The following is a 14,461-nucleotide window of genomic DNA, read 5'->3' as shown; positions in this document are numbered from 1 at the left end:
ACCGGCGAGTACCCGATCGGGAACATCCGCCGAGTCGTCGCGCTCAGTCGTCGCCCTCCCCGCGGGAAAGCCCAGCGAGCGAGCCGTCGACACTGGTGAACTCGGTACATCCACACTGACAGCCGTCCTGGCGACCGATCGGGTGGAGCTTGCCCGCGCCCAGTTCGAGCGCCGCGTAGAGTGCTCCACACTCTTTGCAGGCGGCGATCGTTCGCCGGTTGTCTTCCGTTTCGTCCATCGGCGCGGCGCACCGCGACGTGGCTACCCCCGGTCAAGTATCCAGTGTGAGGACGCGAGTGACAACAACTCTGTTGTCATCTTAGTAACAACGCAATACGGCCGCGCGAAGAATATGACTCGATCACAACCTCCGCCACGCCATCGTCGGCCCGCCGCTTTTCGGTCGGGTCGGGATTGCTCGAGCCATGAGCGACGGACCGAACCGCGACCGGGCACAGGACAGCGCGGAAGCACGGAAAGCCGAACGGGTCGACCACACCGAATCGATCCTCGAGGAAGTCGAACGCGACCTCGGCGACCTCGAGTATCCGGTCACCGGCGAGGAGTTGGCGACGGAGTACGCCACCGAGCCGATCGACATGCCCAACGAGACGGAATCGTTAGGCAGCGCCTTCGATCGACTGGCCGGCGAGCGGTTCGACTCGCCGGAGGAGGTCCGGGAGGCGGCCGACGGCGAGTGACCGACAGTCGGCGCCCGGCGCTGACGGCCGTCACGCGGCCGCTCTCGCGGTCGGATCGTGATAGCAGAACGGATTTACGTTCCCGTCGTCTTCCCTTGAGTATGGATTACGAATCGAGCCTCGACCGAGCGATGGAGGAGGTCCCCGATATCGGGGGCGACGAACAGCGGCTGCAGATCCCCGATCCCGAGCCCCAGAAGGACGGGGCGTTCACCCGTTTTACCAACCTCGACGAGATCGCGGACGTCCTCTCGCGGGACACCGAACATCTCCACCGGTTCATCCAGCGCGAACTCGGTACCAGCGGCAAACTCGAGAACGGCCGCGGCCGGTACAACGGCACCTTCTCCCAGAAGGACTTCGACGCGGCGATCGACGCCTACGTCGACGAGTACGTCCTCTGTTCGGAGTGTGGCCTGCCCGACACCCGCCTCGTCCGCGAGGACCGGACGCCGATGCTGCGCTGTGACGCCTGCGGTGCCTTCCGTCCGGTGACCAAGCGCTCGACGGCCAGCCAGCAGCAACAACAGCAGGAGGCCGTCGAAGAGGGCAAGACCTACACCGTCGAGATCACCGGCACCGGCCGCAAGGGCGACGGCGTCGCGGAGAAAGGCGAGTACACGATTTTCGTCCCCGGCGCGGACGAGGGCGACGTCGTCGACATCTACATCAAGAACATCTCGGGCAACCTCGCGTTCGCCCGGCTCGACTGAGCCGATTCGCCGTACCGATCGCCCGGTCGGACCGCGGCCGTCCTGCCGTCGCCGGCAATGACGGACCGGAGACCGGCTGGGGCCTCGTTTTCGTCGCGGTCGCGGTTTCGACGACTCCGACCGCAGTGACGACGCCGCCGACCGGCCGTCCCGGTCGGCGAACCGCCGCTGTTCGAGCCGACCCGACCAGACTCGAGGCGGCCGCGAGCGGTCGATCGCACCGACCGTCCGTTCGACTGGCCGCGACGGTACCGACGGATGCGGACCTATCCAGCGGGCACCGGCCCCGCCGGCGGATCGCGAAATTAAAGTCGACTTGTGGTAGTCACACCACCGTGGGAGTATCGTTCGACCTCTTCGGGACGCTGGTAGACGCCGATCGACCCGCCGATCCGGCCGCCGCGGTCGCGGCCGAACTCGAGAAACGGGACGTTCGGGTGCCCGACGACTGGGCCGCGGCCTACGCGGAGCCACACGTCGACGCGCCCGAGGGCGCGGAGGTACCGTTGCCGGCCCACGTCTCGCGGGCGCTCGCGAGCCGCGGCGTCGACTACGATGGCAACGCGGCCAGGCGGGCCGTCGTCGCGGCGTTCGATCCCGCGGTCGAGACCCGGCCGGGCGCGCTCGAGGCGGTCGCGGCCGCCCGCGACCGCGGCCCCGTCGCGATCTGCTCGAACTGCAGCGTGCCGGAACTCGTCGGCCGCACGCTCGTCCGCTCGGCGTTCGACCGCGACGACTTCGACGCCGTCGTCTCGAGCGTGGGCTGTGGCTGGCGCAAGCCCGCCCCCGAAATCTTCGAACTGACCGCCGAGGAACTCGGCGTCGCGCCCGCCGACCTCGTTCACGTCGGCGACGACCCCCGAACCGACGGCGGGGTCGAGGCCGTCGGCGGCACGGCGTTGCTCCTCGAAGAACTGTCGCTCGCGGACGTTCCCGCCCGACTGGCCGCGTCGTCGGCCGACGAACGCAGCAGTAATGACTGAGCGCTACCCCTCTCCGACTAGCATGGAGGCGACGCCTGTGTGTTAACGACACTCGCGGTTCTCGGGCTGGCGTTCAGCCTCGACCTGCTCGTCGGGGAGCCGCCGACGGCCGTCCATCCGGTGGCCTGGTTCGGCCGACTCGTCGACGCCGTCGACCGGGACTGGACCGACGGCGAGCGGGGACAGCGGCTGGTCGGGGTCGCCGTCGCCGCCCTCGCGCCGCTGGTCCCCGCCGCCGTCGCGGGCGGCCTCGTCCTCGGCGCGACGCCGTTGCATCCGACGGCCGGCCCCGTCGCCGCCGCGCTCGGCCTCTTTCTGACGACCAGCCTGCGCTCGCTGCTCGAGTTGACCGAGGACGTGGTAGCGGCGACCGACGGGGACCCCGACCGCGCCCGCGAGCGGGTCCGCGGGCTGGTCGGTCGGGACACGAGCGACCTCTCGCCGGCCGGGATCCGCAGCGCGGCCGTCGAGAGCGCGGCCGAGAACCTCGCCGACGGGCTGGTCGCGACGCTGGTCCCCTTCGCCGTCCTCGCGCCGGTCTCGCTGCCGGCCGCCGCGGCGGCCGCCGCCTGGGTCAAGGGCGTCAACACCCTCGACTCGATGCTGGGCTACCCCTCGAAGCCGATCGGGACCGCCAGCGCCCGGCTGGACGACCTCGTCATGTACCTCCCCGCGCGCCTCGCGGCCGTCTCGATCGCCGTCGCCGCGGTCGACCCGCTCGCGTTCGCCCGCGCTCGAGCGTGGGCGCGGACCCCGCCGTCGCCCAACTCCGGCTGGCCGATGGCGACGCTTTCCTGCGCGCTCGGCGTCCGCCTCGAGAAAGCGGGCGTCTACACGCTCAACCCCGAGACCGAGCTGCCGACGCTGGCCGAGGGCGAGCGGGCCGTCGCCGTCGTCGGTCGCGCGGCCGTCGTCTCGATCGCCGTCGCGGTCGCGCTGGCGGCCGTCGTCGCGACCGTGGCGACGCCGTTCGTCCCCGACCTCGAGCCGTTGATGGCCGTACCGACGACCGACGATACCGCCCCGGCGGAGGTGATCGAGTGGGCCTGATCAGCCGCTGGATCGGTGCCGTCCGCGGCGGGCTGGGTTTTCTGACCCGGCTGCCCGTCGGCTACCGCGACGGGGACTGGACGGCGTTTCGGACGACGCCGGCGGCGTTTCCGGTCGTCGGTCTCGTGGCCGGAGTGCTCGCGGCGCTGCCGCTGCTCGCCGTCGAGACGCTCGGGGGGCCGACCGTCGCGCTGGGCTATTTGCTCTCGGTCTACGCCGTGACGGGGATCCACCACCTCGACGGGATCGCGGATCTGGGCGACGCCTCAGTCGTCCACGGTGATATCGACCGGCGCCGCGAGGTCCTGAAGGACACGACGACCGGCGTCGGGGCGCTGCTCGCGGTCGCGATCGCCATCGTCGCGCTCGCGCTCGGCGGGCTCGGGCTGGCCGGGCTGTCGGTCCGCGTGGCGGTCGGCGTCGCGATCGGTGCCGAGACCGGCACGAAACTCGGGATGGCCGCCATGGCCTGTTTCGGCCGCGCCGCGTACGACGGGATGGGCAAGGGATTCACCGACGCGTCCGCGCCGGGCTCGTTCCTGTCGCCCCTCGCGATCGCCGTCGCCGCGGCCGCCGGCGTCGGCGCTGCACTCGCCCGGCCGCTCCCCGTCGCCGTCGCGCTGGCCGGTGCCGTCGCCGGGATCGGCCTGCCGTGGTACTGGGCCGACCGCAACCTCGGCGGAATCAACGGCGATATCTTCGGCGCGGCCAACGAGATCGGTCGCGTCGCCGGCGTCCACCTGGGGGTGATCGCGTGGACGCTGTCGTGATGTGCGGCGGCGAGGGGACCCGCCTCGAGAGCCCCCGCGAGAAGCCCCTGTACCCGATCGCCGGGACCGCCATGATCGATCGCGTCCTGTCGGCGCTCGGCGGGAGCCGGGTCGAGACCGTCTACGCCGCCGTTTCGCCGAACGCACCCGAAACGCGAACCCATCTCGAGGGCCGCGACGGCGTCCGGACGATCGAGACGGCCGGCGACGGCTACGTGGCCGATCTCGTGGCCGTCCTCGAGCGTCCCGCCCTCGACCCGCCGATCCTGACCGTCGCCGCGGACCTGCCGCTGCTCGAGGCCACTGTCGTCGACCGGATCCTCGCGGCCCACGGCGACGGTTGCGGTTCGCGGACCGTCTGCGTCCCAGCAGCGCTCAAGCGCCGACTGGGCGTCAGCATCGACTCGCGACTCGCGCCCGACGACCACCTCGCGCCGACCGGGGTCAACGTGGTCGGCACGACTGACGATTCACCATCCATGACCGACGTCTCCTACGACCCACGACTCGCGGTGAACGTGAACCGACGCGAAGACGCACGGCTCGCGGCCGACCGGCTGCGGACCGGAGACGGGGAGGGGCGCTGACCATGCGCGTGGTCCTCCCCGCCGGGACGACGGAGACGGCCCTGATCGACGGCATCAGCGCCGCCGGGGCCGCCCCGGAGCTGATGGAACACACACCCTCCGCGGACGTCGAGATCCTCGAGTACGGGGAACCCGTCGCGTCGCCGGTGACGCCGGTGAGCCCGAACGGCTGTCCGACGCCCGCGGCCGTGACCCGCGCCGTTCGCGAGGTCGTCGGCTTCGACGTCTCGATCGTCGACGCGGGGCTCGTCCGGTCGACGGCCGCACCGACCGTCGAGATCGGGGCCGACCCCGGGGCGGACGTCCGCGAGTCGGCCGCCGTTCCGGGCGCGGACGCGGCCTTCGACCGCGCCTACGACTACGGCGCGAGTCTGCCCGACGACGAACTGCTGATCGGCGAGACGGTCCCCGGCGGAACGACGACCGCGCTCGGCGTCCTCACCGCGCTCGGCGAGCCGACCGCCGTCTCCTCGTCGCTGCCCGAGAACCCCCTGGAGCGCAAGCGCCGCGTCGTCGACGAGGCCCTGACCGCGAGCGATCTCGAGCCCGGCGACTGCGAGGGCCGCCCGCTCGAGGCGATCGAAGCGGTCGGGGACCCCGTCCAGCCGACGGTGGCCGGGATCGCCGCCGGCGCGCTCGAGTCCGGGACCGCGGTGACGCTGGCCGGCGGCACGCAGATGATCGCCGTCGCCGCCGCCCTGCGCCACGCCGGGATCGAGGCCCCGCTGTCGATCGCGACCACGTCGTTCGTGGCCGACGAGCAGGGCGACCGACTCGAGGCGGCCTGCGAGCGGGTCGACTGCGATCTCACCGTCACGGACCCCGGCTTCGACGGACGGGACCACGTCGCGATGGAACGCTACTGCGCCGGCGAGGCCAAGGAGGGCGTCGCCATGGGCGGCGCGCTCTCGCTGGTCCCCGACGGCGAGATGGCCGCGGTCAGGGACCGGCTCGAGGCGGTCTGTGCCCGCCTCGGGATCGAAGCCGAGGGGGACGCGGGCGGCGACCCGAGCGCCGACGCGACGGAGGACGGTCGTGGACCCTGACGCGATCCGAGAAGGGGAGCGGGTCCCCCACGGCGGCGAGCCCGACCGGGACCTGCTCGACTTCTCGGCCAACACCAACCCTCGGACCCCCGACGGCGCGGCCGAGGTGTACGGCGACGCGCTCGCGGAGGCCCGGCGCTATCCGGACGACGACTATCCCGACTTCCGGGCCGCTGCAGGCGAGTTCGTCGGCTGTGAGGCCGAGCGGGTGCTCCCGACCCCCGGCGGACTCGCCGCGATCCGGCTGGCGATGGAGGCCGTCCTCGAGCCGGGCGACGAGGCGCTGGTGCCGTACCCGAGCTTCGGCGAGTACGCCCGGGAGGTCCGGCTACAGGGCGCAGCCCCGCGGTTCGTCCGCTACGACGACCTCCTCGACCTCGGGCCGACCACCCTCGAGCCGTGCGCGCTGGCGGTCGTCTGTACGCCGAACAACCCGACCGGCGACGCCGTCGACCCGGACGCGCTCGCGTCGTTCGCGGCCCGCTGTGTCGCCGCCGACACGACGCTGCTCGTCGACGAGGCGTTCCTCGGGTTCACCGACCGGCCGTCGACGGCGCGGCTGGACCGCGAGAACGTCGTCGTCGCGCGCTCGCTCACCAAGCTCTTCGGGCTGCCGGGACTGCGGGCCGGGTTCGCCGTGGCGAGCGGCGACCGACGCGACGCGCTCGAGACCGCCCGTCGATCGTGGTCGCTCGGCACGCCGGCGGCTCGCGTCGGTGCCCACTGCCTCCGACGGGACGAGTTCGTCCGCGAGACGCGCGAGCGGGTCGCGGACGAGCGCGATCGGCTGCGCGAGGCCCTCGAGGAACGGTTCGACGTTCGCCCCTCGGACGCCCCCTACCTGCTGTGTGACGTTGGTGACCGCGACGCGGCGACGGTGATCGCCGACGCGCGGGCCGCCGGCGTCGCCGTCCGCGACGCGACGACGTTCCGCGGACTGGACGCACACGTCCGCGTCGCCGTCAAGGACCGCGCGGCGAACGACCGACTGCTCGCGGCGCTGGGCGTTCGCGACGCCGACGAGGGCAGCGAGGGCTGACGATGTCCGAACCCGACCCGGCCTACGACGCGGTCCGGCGCGACGGCGTCCTCCGCGTCAGCCGGCCGGACGCCGAGTGGCTCTCGACCGGGCCGAACGGCGGGCGTCGGACGGCCGATCACGCCTACAACCTCTCGGTGCCCGAGGGGTGGGAACGGACGGATCTGGCCGCCTACGTCGGGGAACGCCTCGAGCGGGCGGGCTTCGATCCGCCGGGCGCGACGCGCCGCGGGCCGGCCCTGCTGACCGGCGTCGATATCGCCGACGCGCGCGGCGCGTGCCGCGGGCCGGTCACGGTCTACGCGACCGCCGGGATCTCGAACCCGGCCGCGTTACCGATCGAGCGGTCCAGCGAGGCGACGGGCCGAGCCGACGGGAGCGACCCCGACGACCTCGCGTCCGACGAGTCGGCTTGCGGGCAGGGCCTGGGGACCGTCAACGTCGTCGTCGGCACGACGCGAGCGCTCGCGCCGGGCGCGCTCGAGAACCTGATCGCCGTCGCCGCGGAGGCAAAGGCCGCGACGCTGCTTTCCGAAACCGGGTTTCCGGGGACCACGACCGACGCGATCGTGGTCGGCCACGATCCCGAGGGCCGGTCGGCCGAGTTCTCCGGTAGCGGGACCGAGGTCGGTGGCGCGACCCGCGCCTGCGTTCGGGACGCCGTTCGGGCGTCGCTCCGGGCCCACTACGCCGACCGCGACGCGGACGCTCCGGATTCGGTCGCCGACGCGACCTACGGCGTCTCCACCGACGGCCGCGCCGCGGTCTTTCGGCCGCGGCTCGAGTGAAATCCCCGAGCGCGGACGCGCCGGTTCGGCGTCGGCTACAGGACGCCGACGTACTGCAGGCCCGCGATCAGCAGGATCGCGACGATCAAGACGACTTTGAACAGCCAGGGCGGAACGTCCTTCCGGATTCGGAGGCCCCAGTCCATACGGAATGCTGTCGTTTCTATCCCAATAGTCTTCGGTCGGGTTCCGAGCGCGAACCACCGGCGGTCGGTGCCAGTACGGCGGCGGTTCGAATCCGACAGTTAATCCGCCTCGAGTCCAACCATCGGCCGATGGACGATCCGTCAGGCACCGACGACCAGCCGGGCGAGGACGACCCGGGGGCCATCCGGTCGATCGCACTGTCACCGGAGGACGCCGTCGACGCCTACGTCTACGGGCGAGAGAACCCCGGCGACGCCGTCCTCCGGGTCACGCCGCCGTTTCACGGCCGGATGCGGGCCCGGATCCACGTCTACCGCCGCGACGACGCCGAACTGACCGGTGCAATCCATCTCTCGCCGGCCGACGTCATCGCCGACGACGTCGTCGCCGACTACCCCGACCTCGAGTCGGCGCTGGCCGACGCGGACGCCGACCCCGACGAGGCCGAACGGCTCCGCGAGCGACACGCCGACTCGGTCGCGGCGTGGCGAGAGCGCGCCCGCGAGGCGATCGTCGAGACGGTTACCCTCGAGACCGACGAGGGGCCACAGCAAGTCGAGGTCAAGACGCTGGGGTAACACGGCGCGACCGTATCCCCGGCCGGCCCGAACCGAGACGCAACTCCTCCGCCCCGAGCGCCGCTCCGTCCCGCACTTTCACTTTCACTCCGGACGGATCGGTTTGATGAACACTCGGTCCAACTGAACGGTATGCAACTGACAGTCGAGCGGACAGACGATCGGGCCGAGCGCAGCGAGGCCGACACTGCCGTCACTGCGGCCGCGGATCCGTCCGGACGACAGCGACGCCGCATCGACGTCACCGACCTCCACGCAGCGGGACTCGAGGAGTTCGTCCGGACGAACGTCGAGGCCGACGCCGTCTCGCTCGAACACCGCGGCGGTCGGACCTACCTGCTGCTCGAGGACTGACCTCGGGGAGTCGCGACCCGTTGTCGCTCGAGCGGCCGCTGTCGTCCCGTATACATCGTCTCGACGTGACCGGAAGAGGCCCCCTTAGAGGCGCTGCAGTCGGACCTCGTCGTCGGAGATCGACTCGACGTGGTCGTCGTCGAGCGGGTAGGTGTCCTCGTCGCGGTCGCCCCAGCCGAGTTTCGACTTGATCGTGTCGGTCATTCCCGGATCGGGCTCGATGTGGGCGGTCCCGCCGCTGACCGTTTTGATCATCCCGATTTCGTCGCCGTTGGCGTTGACGACCCGTTTCCCCTCGTCGTCGTCGGTGAAGTGTGCGGACATGCGAGTTCCCCTCCGCCGGGCGGCGGCGTATAGACTGGGCCTGCATCTGCCCGGTTGCGGCCGAGTCGGTCGATTCGAACTGGAACCGGTACGACTAATCGGCAGGGACCGAGAGCGCCGGTAATGAAACTCGCGCGGATCGCGACCGACGACGGACCGGTATCGGGACGGTACGAGGACGGCGTCGTGCATACGGACGACGGCGTCCACGAGGTGGGAACGGACGCGGACTTCCTGCCGCCCTGTGAGCCTTCGGCGCTGTACTGTGTCGGCCGGAACTTCGCGGCGACCATCGACCAGATGGAGTACGAGCGCCCGGACGAACCGGACTTCTTCATCAAGCCGCCGGCGTCGCTGGTCGGCCACCGGGATCCGGTGCCGTACCCGTCGTTCAGCGACGAGGTGACATACGCCGGCGAACTCGCAGCCGTCATCGACGAGCCCTGCCGAAACCTCTCCGAGGACGAGGTCTCCGAGGTCGTCCGGGGCTACACGATCATGAACGATATGGACGCGCTCGATCAGGGCGAGCGCACGCCCCGGAAGGCCTTTGACGCCTCCGGTCCGCTGGGCCCGTGGATCGAGACGGCCGTCGACCCGACCGGGATCGACATGCACACCGACGTGGCCGGCGAGCGCCGCCAGGAGGCAAACACCGAACTGATGCTGTTCGACCCCGACGAGATCATCTCGTATCTCTCCGAGCGGTTCACCTTCCGACCCGGCGACGTGGTCTCGTTCGGCAGTCCCGCCAATCCCGGCCTCGTCGAACCCGGCGACACCGTCGAGATCACCTACGAGGGCGTCGGGACGCTCCGCAACACCGTCGTCGACGCGAGCGAGCGCGAGACCCTGCCGCTCGAAACCGAAACGATCCGCGCATAGGCGGCCTCGGCTAGGACGTGCGACGGCCCCACCAACCCACCGCCGGGCGGGACTGAAAGGGGCGACATCGCTCGAGGAAGGACGGCGACGCAAGCACTGACCGGAGGGAAGCGCGCAGCGAGCCGCCCGACTCGAGCGATGTCGGGGCTTTCGAGAAAGCGTGGACGAAACGTGGACTCTAACTACAGCCACAAATCCGGGGTAGAAAGGCACTTCACGACGACCGCCCACCGACGACACGTGAGCGCCGACACCCGACGCGTCGAGGTCTACCCCGGCCGCGAGGTCGTCGTCGAGTTCGACCCCGACCTCACCTTCGAGTGCGTCGACGACTGCACGTGGTGCTGTCACCACGGCGTGTTGCTGTACGACCGGGACCTCCTCGAGCTGGCCCAGCGGGCGAACCTCGCGGAGACGACGACCGACTTCCGCGGCGAGAAGTTCGTCACCCGCGAGCCCAAGGACCGCGACGACCACGTCGCCGAGGACGGCCACGCCTGTGCCTTCCTGCGCGAGGACGGCCTCTGTACGCTCCATCTCGAGGAGGACTGGAAGCCGGCCCGGTGTTCGGTCTTTCCGCTCGCCGTCCGGCTCGAGGACGGCGACCTCCACGTCGATATCAGGGACTCGGCCCACGATCACTGCGACGGGTTGAACGTCAGCGAGCGGTCGGTCATCGACAACCTCGAGGCGTTCCTGCCGGAAGTGCTGTGGGAACTCGAAAACCCCGACTCGGATCGGGAACTGTAGCCGCGGTCCGGATCGGCCCCGCTCGCGGGACGACGACCGATCGTGTACTCACATCTCCTGATCGGTAAATAGTCGAACAGTATCGTGGGGGACGCTACCGCGACTCTCCAAGCGCTTAAAGGGTTGCCGCACGTAGTTAAACTGTGACAGAAGACTCCGGGCGACGGAACCTCCGTATGCCCAACAACGATGAAGTATTCGCCGTCGTAACCGAACACCTCGGTGGCAACCACGTCCAACTGCGGTGTGAAGACGGCAAGGAACGGCTCGGCCGCATCCCCGGGCGCATGAAATACCGCACCTGGATCGAGCAAGACGACATCGTCGTCGCCGAGCCGTGGGACTGGCAGGACGAGAAAGCCACCATCGAGTGGCGCTACACCGGCCAGGACGCGGATCAACTGCGTCGCGAAGGCCACATCGATTGAACCACGCGACCGGGTCCGACAACTACTAGCTTTCTCTCGAGACGACACCGCTCCGTAGCAACGGCACTGGCACGTCGCTTCGGCCACGGAAACTCGGACGGCGGAACCGAACTGCTAACAGAAGTACACCCAGTAGGTGTGGCCCTGTGAACAGGTAACGGTCGTGTAGTCGCCAAACGCCGCGACCGATTGCCGCACTTTCACCTCGACGTCCGTTGCGGGAAGTGCGACCGTCGCGTTCGTCCCACAGTGCGGACAGCTGACCGTTTCCGTCGCTATTTCTTGCATGTTCGTTTCCCGTGGTACCATACGGCACGGGGTAGCATAACTGTTCGTCGCGATCCGACCGACAGAGGTGGTCCCCCGCTCGTAGCCGGGGAACAGAGGCCGTACCGATCGGACAGCCGCGGGGGCCAGTTACTCCCGGAGCGGCTACCTCGAGCGGTTCGCCAACTACAGCGTCGGCGGCGTCTTTCAGGGGCTCGCCGGGTTCGGAATCGGTGAACTGGGTATCATCTCGATACTTCGAACCGACGTCCCCGTTCGCGTCGCGATCGGGACCAACCACATCGTCGTCGCGACGACGGCCGTGTTGGCCTCGGTCGTTCACGTCTTCGGCGGCGGGCTCGTACCCGGCGGGCACACGATGGACCTCGCCTCGACGCCGTGGAACATAGTCGTCTGAACGGTGCCGGCGACGACGCTGGGCGGACAGATCGCCCCCTACGTCTCGGCGGCGCTCGACACGAGTACGATCAAGAAAGGCGTCGGCGGCCTGTTCGCGATCATCGCCGTCGCGCTGTTCCTGATGGCCGTCGGCGGCTTCTGAGCGCGCCGTTCGCTACTCGCCTCGCGGCCGGGGAGCGACCTCGAAGCGCCGACTGCCGTGGCGCCTCACCGCGTCGTCCCTTTCCACTCTCGGAGCCCGACGATCTCCCCGTCGACGGTCTCCGGCGCGGCCTCGGTCGCCGCCCAGACGAACATCGGCGCGACCGACGCCGGATCGCGGCCGGTCCCGCCCGAGAGTTCCGTCGCGACGATGCCCGGATCTAGACAGCCGACGACGTACTCGGTGTCGGCGGCGAACCCGCGGGCAACCGCCTCCGCCGTCGCCTTCGAGATCGCGTAGGAACCGTAGCCCGCACTCCCGTCTCGAGCGACCGCGCCCGTCGGCACGAGGACCCGCGCGCCGTCGGTCAGGTGGGGCAGCGACTCGCGGATCGTCGCGTACGCGCCGCGGCCGTTCGTCCGCCAGTGATCGTCGAACGCCGCGTACGACTCGTCGTCCGTCGGCGTCTCCCCCGGCTCGCCGTGATAGACGCCCGCCGCGGGGACGACGACGTCGATCCCGCTCGCGGTTCCCGCCCGCGCGGCGGTCTCGGTCAGCCGCTCCACGTCGTACTCGTCCCGGACATCGGTTCGGTGCCCGTCGGCGGTCGCGCCCGCGCGCTCGAGTTCGTCGACGGTCGCTGTGACCTCCTCGGCGTTTCGAGCGCCGACGACGACGGTCGCTCCGTCGGCCGCGAACGCCTCGGCGACGGCCCGGCCGATTCCGCGAGTGCCGCCGGTCACGACGGCTGTCGTTCCGTCCATACTTCACTTACGGGACTGAACCACAGGAATCCCCGGGACGGCCAGACGCCGATCCGTCACGTCGCCCCGGCTACGCGAACCCCTCCCCGATAACCGATCGGGTTCCCTACCTATGTATGACACACGTTTAACACCGGGCCGCTACTCACGTACGACCATGGAATCGCTGGCCGGTGAGTCGGTCGTCGTGATCGGGGGCGGGATCGGTGGGCTTTCGACGGCCTGTTACCTCGCCGATGCGGGTGCCGACGTACGCGTCATCGAAAAGAACGAACAGCTCGGCGGTCGGGCGAGTCGCCTCGAAAAAGACGGGTTCCGGTTCGATATGGGGCCCTCGTGGTATCTGATGCCCGACGTTTTCGAGCGGTTCTTCGCCAATTTCGGCCGGACGCCGGGCGACTACTACGACCTCGAACACCTCGACCCCCACTATCGGATTTTCTTCAAGGACGGCGATCAGGTGGACATCACGCCCGATCTCGAGCGGACGAAAGCCATCTTCGAGGAGTACGAACGGGGAGCGGGCGAGGCCCTCGAGCGCTATCTCGAGAAGTCGAAGGAGAACTACGAGGTCGGGATGGAACACTTCGTCTACGAGGACCGCCCGCGACTGCGGGACTACCTCGACCTCGACGTCGCTCGACAGGCTCGCGGCCTCTCCTTGCTGGGGTCGATGCAGGGCCACGTCGAGGGCTACTTCGACCATCCGAAGCTCCAGCAGATCATGCAGTACACGCTCGTCTTTTTGGGCGGCTCGCCGACGAACACGCCCGCGCTGTACAACCTGATGAGTCACGTCGATTTCAACCTCGGCGTCTGGTACCCCGACGGCGGGATCGGGGCGGTCATCGACGGAATCGTCGACCTCGGGCGGGAACTCGGCGTCGAGTACGAGACGGACCGTCCGGCGACGGAGATCAAGGGCCGCACGGGCGGATTCGAGATCGAGACCACCTCCGGACCGATCCCGGCGGATCTGGTCGTCAGCAACGCCGACTACGCCCACACGGAACAGGAACTGCTCACCCCCGAACGACGCGGCTACGACGCCGACTACTGGGAAGAGCGAACCTACGCGCCCTCCGCGTTCTTGCTCTATCTGGGCGTCGAGGGCGAGGTCGAGAACCTCGCACACCATACGCTCGTCCTGCCGACCGACTGGCAGGACCACTTCGATCGGATCTTCGAGGACCCCCAGTGGCCCGACGATCCCGCCTACTACCTCTGTGTGCCCTCCAAGACCGACGACACCGTCGCGCCCGAGGGCCACAGCACCCTCTTTGCCCTCGTTCCGATCGCGCCCGGTCTCGAGGACACCCCCGAAACCCGCGAGGAGTACCGCGACCGAGTCCTCGCGGACATCGCCGCGAACACGGGCACCGACCTCCGGGACCGGATCGTCCTCGAGGAGCGGTTCACCGTCTCCGACTTCGCGAACCGGTACAACAGCCACGACGGGACGGCGCTGGGGATGGCCCACACCCTCCGCCAGACGGCGCTCTTCCGGCCGCCCCACCGCTCGAAAGAAGTCGACGGACTCTACTTCGTCGGCGGCGATACTACGCCCGGAATCGGCATGCCCATGTGTCTCATCAGCGGCGAACTGACCGCCGAGGCGGTCCTCGACGATCACGGGACCGCACACACGCCGTGACGGCCGCTCGAGCAGTCCGGCGGACCGAACGCACCGGGCGACTCGTTCGCTCGGAGCGAGACGACCGACCG

At 69.9% G+C, this 14,461-nt stretch carries 18 protein-coding genes and 2 pseudogenes; 16 read left to right on the top strand and 4 right to left on the bottom strand.

Annotated features, from left to right (window positions below; translation table 11 throughout):
- Positions 1–43: 43 nt before the first annotated feature.
- Complete coding sequence (locus tag A6E15_RS04400; RefSeq protein ID WP_076144061.1) at positions 44–238, bottom strand: hypothetical protein; 195 nt, start codon at positions 236–238, stop codon at positions 44–46.
- 187 nt (positions 239–425) lie between these two features.
- Between A6E15_RS04400 and A6E15_RS04395 the strand changes: the two are divergent.
- The 11 genes and pseudogenes from A6E15_RS04395 to A6E15_RS04345 all read left to right on the top strand — a co-directional run.
- Positions 426–698 (top strand): annotated as a pseudogene (locus tag A6E15_RS04395) (DUF5789 family protein); the annotation flags it as partial.
- A gap of 104 nt (positions 699–802) precedes the next feature.
- Entirely contained in the window at positions 803–1,414 is a 612-nt protein-coding gene (locus A6E15_RS04390) for a translation initiation factor IF-2 subunit beta (RefSeq protein WP_076144058.1), read from the top strand.
- Positions 1,415–1,749: 335 nt separating this feature from the next.
- Positions 1,750–2,397, top strand: coding sequence for an HAD family hydrolase (locus A6E15_RS04385; protein ID WP_076144056.1), 648 nt, complete (start codon positions 1,750–1,752; stop codon positions 2,395–2,397).
- Positions 2,398–2,436: 39 nt separating this feature from the next.
- On the top strand, positions 2,437–3,447 hold the full coding sequence (cbiB, locus tag A6E15_RS04380; RefSeq protein ID WP_076144054.1) for an adenosylcobinamide-phosphate synthase CbiB: 1,011 nt from the start codon (positions 2,437–2,439) through the stop codon (positions 3,445–3,447).
- Positions 3,438–4,217 carry an adenosylcobinamide-GDP ribazoletransferase gene (gene cobS / locus A6E15_RS04375; RefSeq protein WP_076144052.1) on the top strand — a complete coding sequence of 260 codons (780 nt, stop codon included), beginning with the start codon at positions 3,438–3,440 and terminating at the stop codon, positions 4,215–4,217. The genes cbiB and cobS overlap by 10 nt, the downstream gene beginning before the upstream one ends.
- The gene (locus tag A6E15_RS04370) at positions 4,217–4,804 is read left to right on the top strand and encodes an NTP transferase domain-containing protein (protein WP_076148181.1); all 588 of its coding nucleotides are present in this window, start codon (positions 4,217–4,219) and stop codon (positions 4,802–4,804) included. The genes cobS and A6E15_RS04370 overlap by 1 nt, the downstream gene beginning before the upstream one ends.
- A 2-nt stretch (positions 4,805–4,806) precedes the next feature.
- The gene (gene cobT / locus A6E15_RS04365; protein ID WP_076144049.1) at positions 4,807–5,850 is read left to right on the top strand and encodes a nicotinate mononucleotide-dependent phosphoribosyltransferase CobT; all 1,044 of its coding nucleotides are present in this window, start codon (positions 4,807–4,809) and stop codon (positions 5,848–5,850) included.
- Positions 5,840–6,889 carry a pyridoxal phosphate-dependent aminotransferase gene (locus tag A6E15_RS04360; protein ID WP_076144047.1) on the top strand — a complete coding sequence of 350 codons (1,050 nt, stop codon included), beginning with the start codon at positions 5,840–5,842 and terminating at the stop codon, positions 6,887–6,889. The genes cobT and A6E15_RS04360 overlap by 11 nt, the downstream gene beginning before the upstream one ends.
- Before the next feature lie 2 nt (positions 6,890–6,891).
- Positions 6,892–7,677 (top strand): adenosylcobinamide amidohydrolase, encoded by a 786-nt coding sequence (locus tag A6E15_RS04355; protein ID WP_076144044.1) that lies wholly within the window; start codon positions 6,892–6,894, stop codon positions 7,675–7,677.
- 275 nt (positions 7,678–7,952) lie between these two features.
- A complete protein-coding gene (locus tag A6E15_RS04350) occupies positions 7,953–8,402 on the top strand; it encodes a hypothetical protein (protein WP_076144041.1) in 450 nt (149 codons plus the stop codon).
- A gap of 132 nt (positions 8,403–8,534) precedes the next feature.
- Positions 8,535–8,756, top strand: coding sequence for a hypothetical protein (locus A6E15_RS04345; RefSeq protein ID WP_076144039.1), 222 nt, complete (start codon positions 8,535–8,537; stop codon positions 8,754–8,756).
- An 84-nt stretch (positions 8,757–8,840) separates the two neighbouring features.
- Here the strand turns inward: A6E15_RS04345 and A6E15_RS04340 are convergent, their stop codons facing one another.
- Entirely contained in the window at positions 8,841–9,080 is a 240-nt protein-coding gene (locus tag A6E15_RS04340; protein ID WP_076144036.1) for a hypothetical protein, read from the bottom strand.
- 123 nt (positions 9,081–9,203) lie between these two features.
- On the opposite strand from A6E15_RS04340, the gene A6E15_RS04335 reads away from it, so the two are divergent.
- The 3 genes from A6E15_RS04335 to A6E15_RS04325 all read left to right on the top strand — a co-directional run bounded on the left by A6E15_RS04335 (position 9,204) and on the right by A6E15_RS04325 (position 11,143).
- A complete protein-coding gene (locus tag A6E15_RS04335) occupies positions 9,204–9,965 on the top strand; it encodes a fumarylacetoacetate hydrolase family protein (RefSeq protein WP_076144033.1) in 762 nt (253 codons plus the stop codon).
- A gap of 240 nt (positions 9,966–10,205) precedes the next feature.
- Positions 10,206–10,715, top strand: a complete 510-nt coding sequence (locus tag A6E15_RS04330; protein WP_076144031.1) for a YkgJ family cysteine cluster protein — start codon at positions 10,206–10,208, stop codon at positions 10,713–10,715.
- Positions 10,716–10,858: 143 nt separating this feature from the next.
- On the top strand, positions 10,859–11,143 hold the full coding sequence (locus A6E15_RS04325) for a translation initiation factor eIF-1A (protein ID WP_074854731.1): 285 nt from the start codon (positions 10,859–10,861) through the stop codon (positions 11,141–11,143).
- Positions 11,144–11,257: 114 nt separating this feature from the next.
- Here the strand turns inward: A6E15_RS04325 and A6E15_RS20245 are convergent, their stop codons facing one another.
- A complete protein-coding gene (locus A6E15_RS20245; protein WP_139326564.1) occupies positions 11,258–11,452 on the bottom strand; it encodes a hypothetical protein in 195 nt (64 codons plus the stop codon).
- A gap of 67 nt (positions 11,453–11,519) precedes the next feature.
- On the opposite strand from A6E15_RS20245, the pseudogene A6E15_RS21855 reads away from it, so the two are divergent.
- Positions 11,520–11,972, top strand: a pseudogene (locus tag A6E15_RS21855) (TSUP family transporter); the annotation flags it as partial.
- Positions 11,973–12,037: 65 nt separating this feature from the next.
- On the opposite strand, the gene A6E15_RS04315 reads toward A6E15_RS21855, so the two are convergent.
- On the bottom strand, positions 12,038–12,736 hold the full coding sequence (locus tag A6E15_RS04315; RefSeq protein ID WP_076144028.1) for an SDR family NAD(P)-dependent oxidoreductase: 699 nt from the start codon (positions 12,734–12,736) through the stop codon (positions 12,038–12,040).
- 157 nt (positions 12,737–12,893) lie between these two features.
- Between A6E15_RS04315 and A6E15_RS04310 the strand changes: the two genes are divergently transcribed.
- Entirely contained in the window at positions 12,894–14,390 is a 1,497-nt protein-coding gene (locus tag A6E15_RS04310; RefSeq protein WP_076144025.1) for a phytoene desaturase family protein, read from the top strand.
- The last annotated feature ends 71 nt before the right edge of the window (positions 14,391–14,461 follow it).

It is taken from the genome of Natrinema saccharevitans (assembly GCF_001953745.1).
Lineage (GTDB): Archaea > Halobacteriota > Halobacteria > Halobacteriales > Natrialbaceae > Natrinema > Natrinema saccharevitans.
This window is presented reverse-complemented; position numbering and strand designations above follow the sequence as displayed.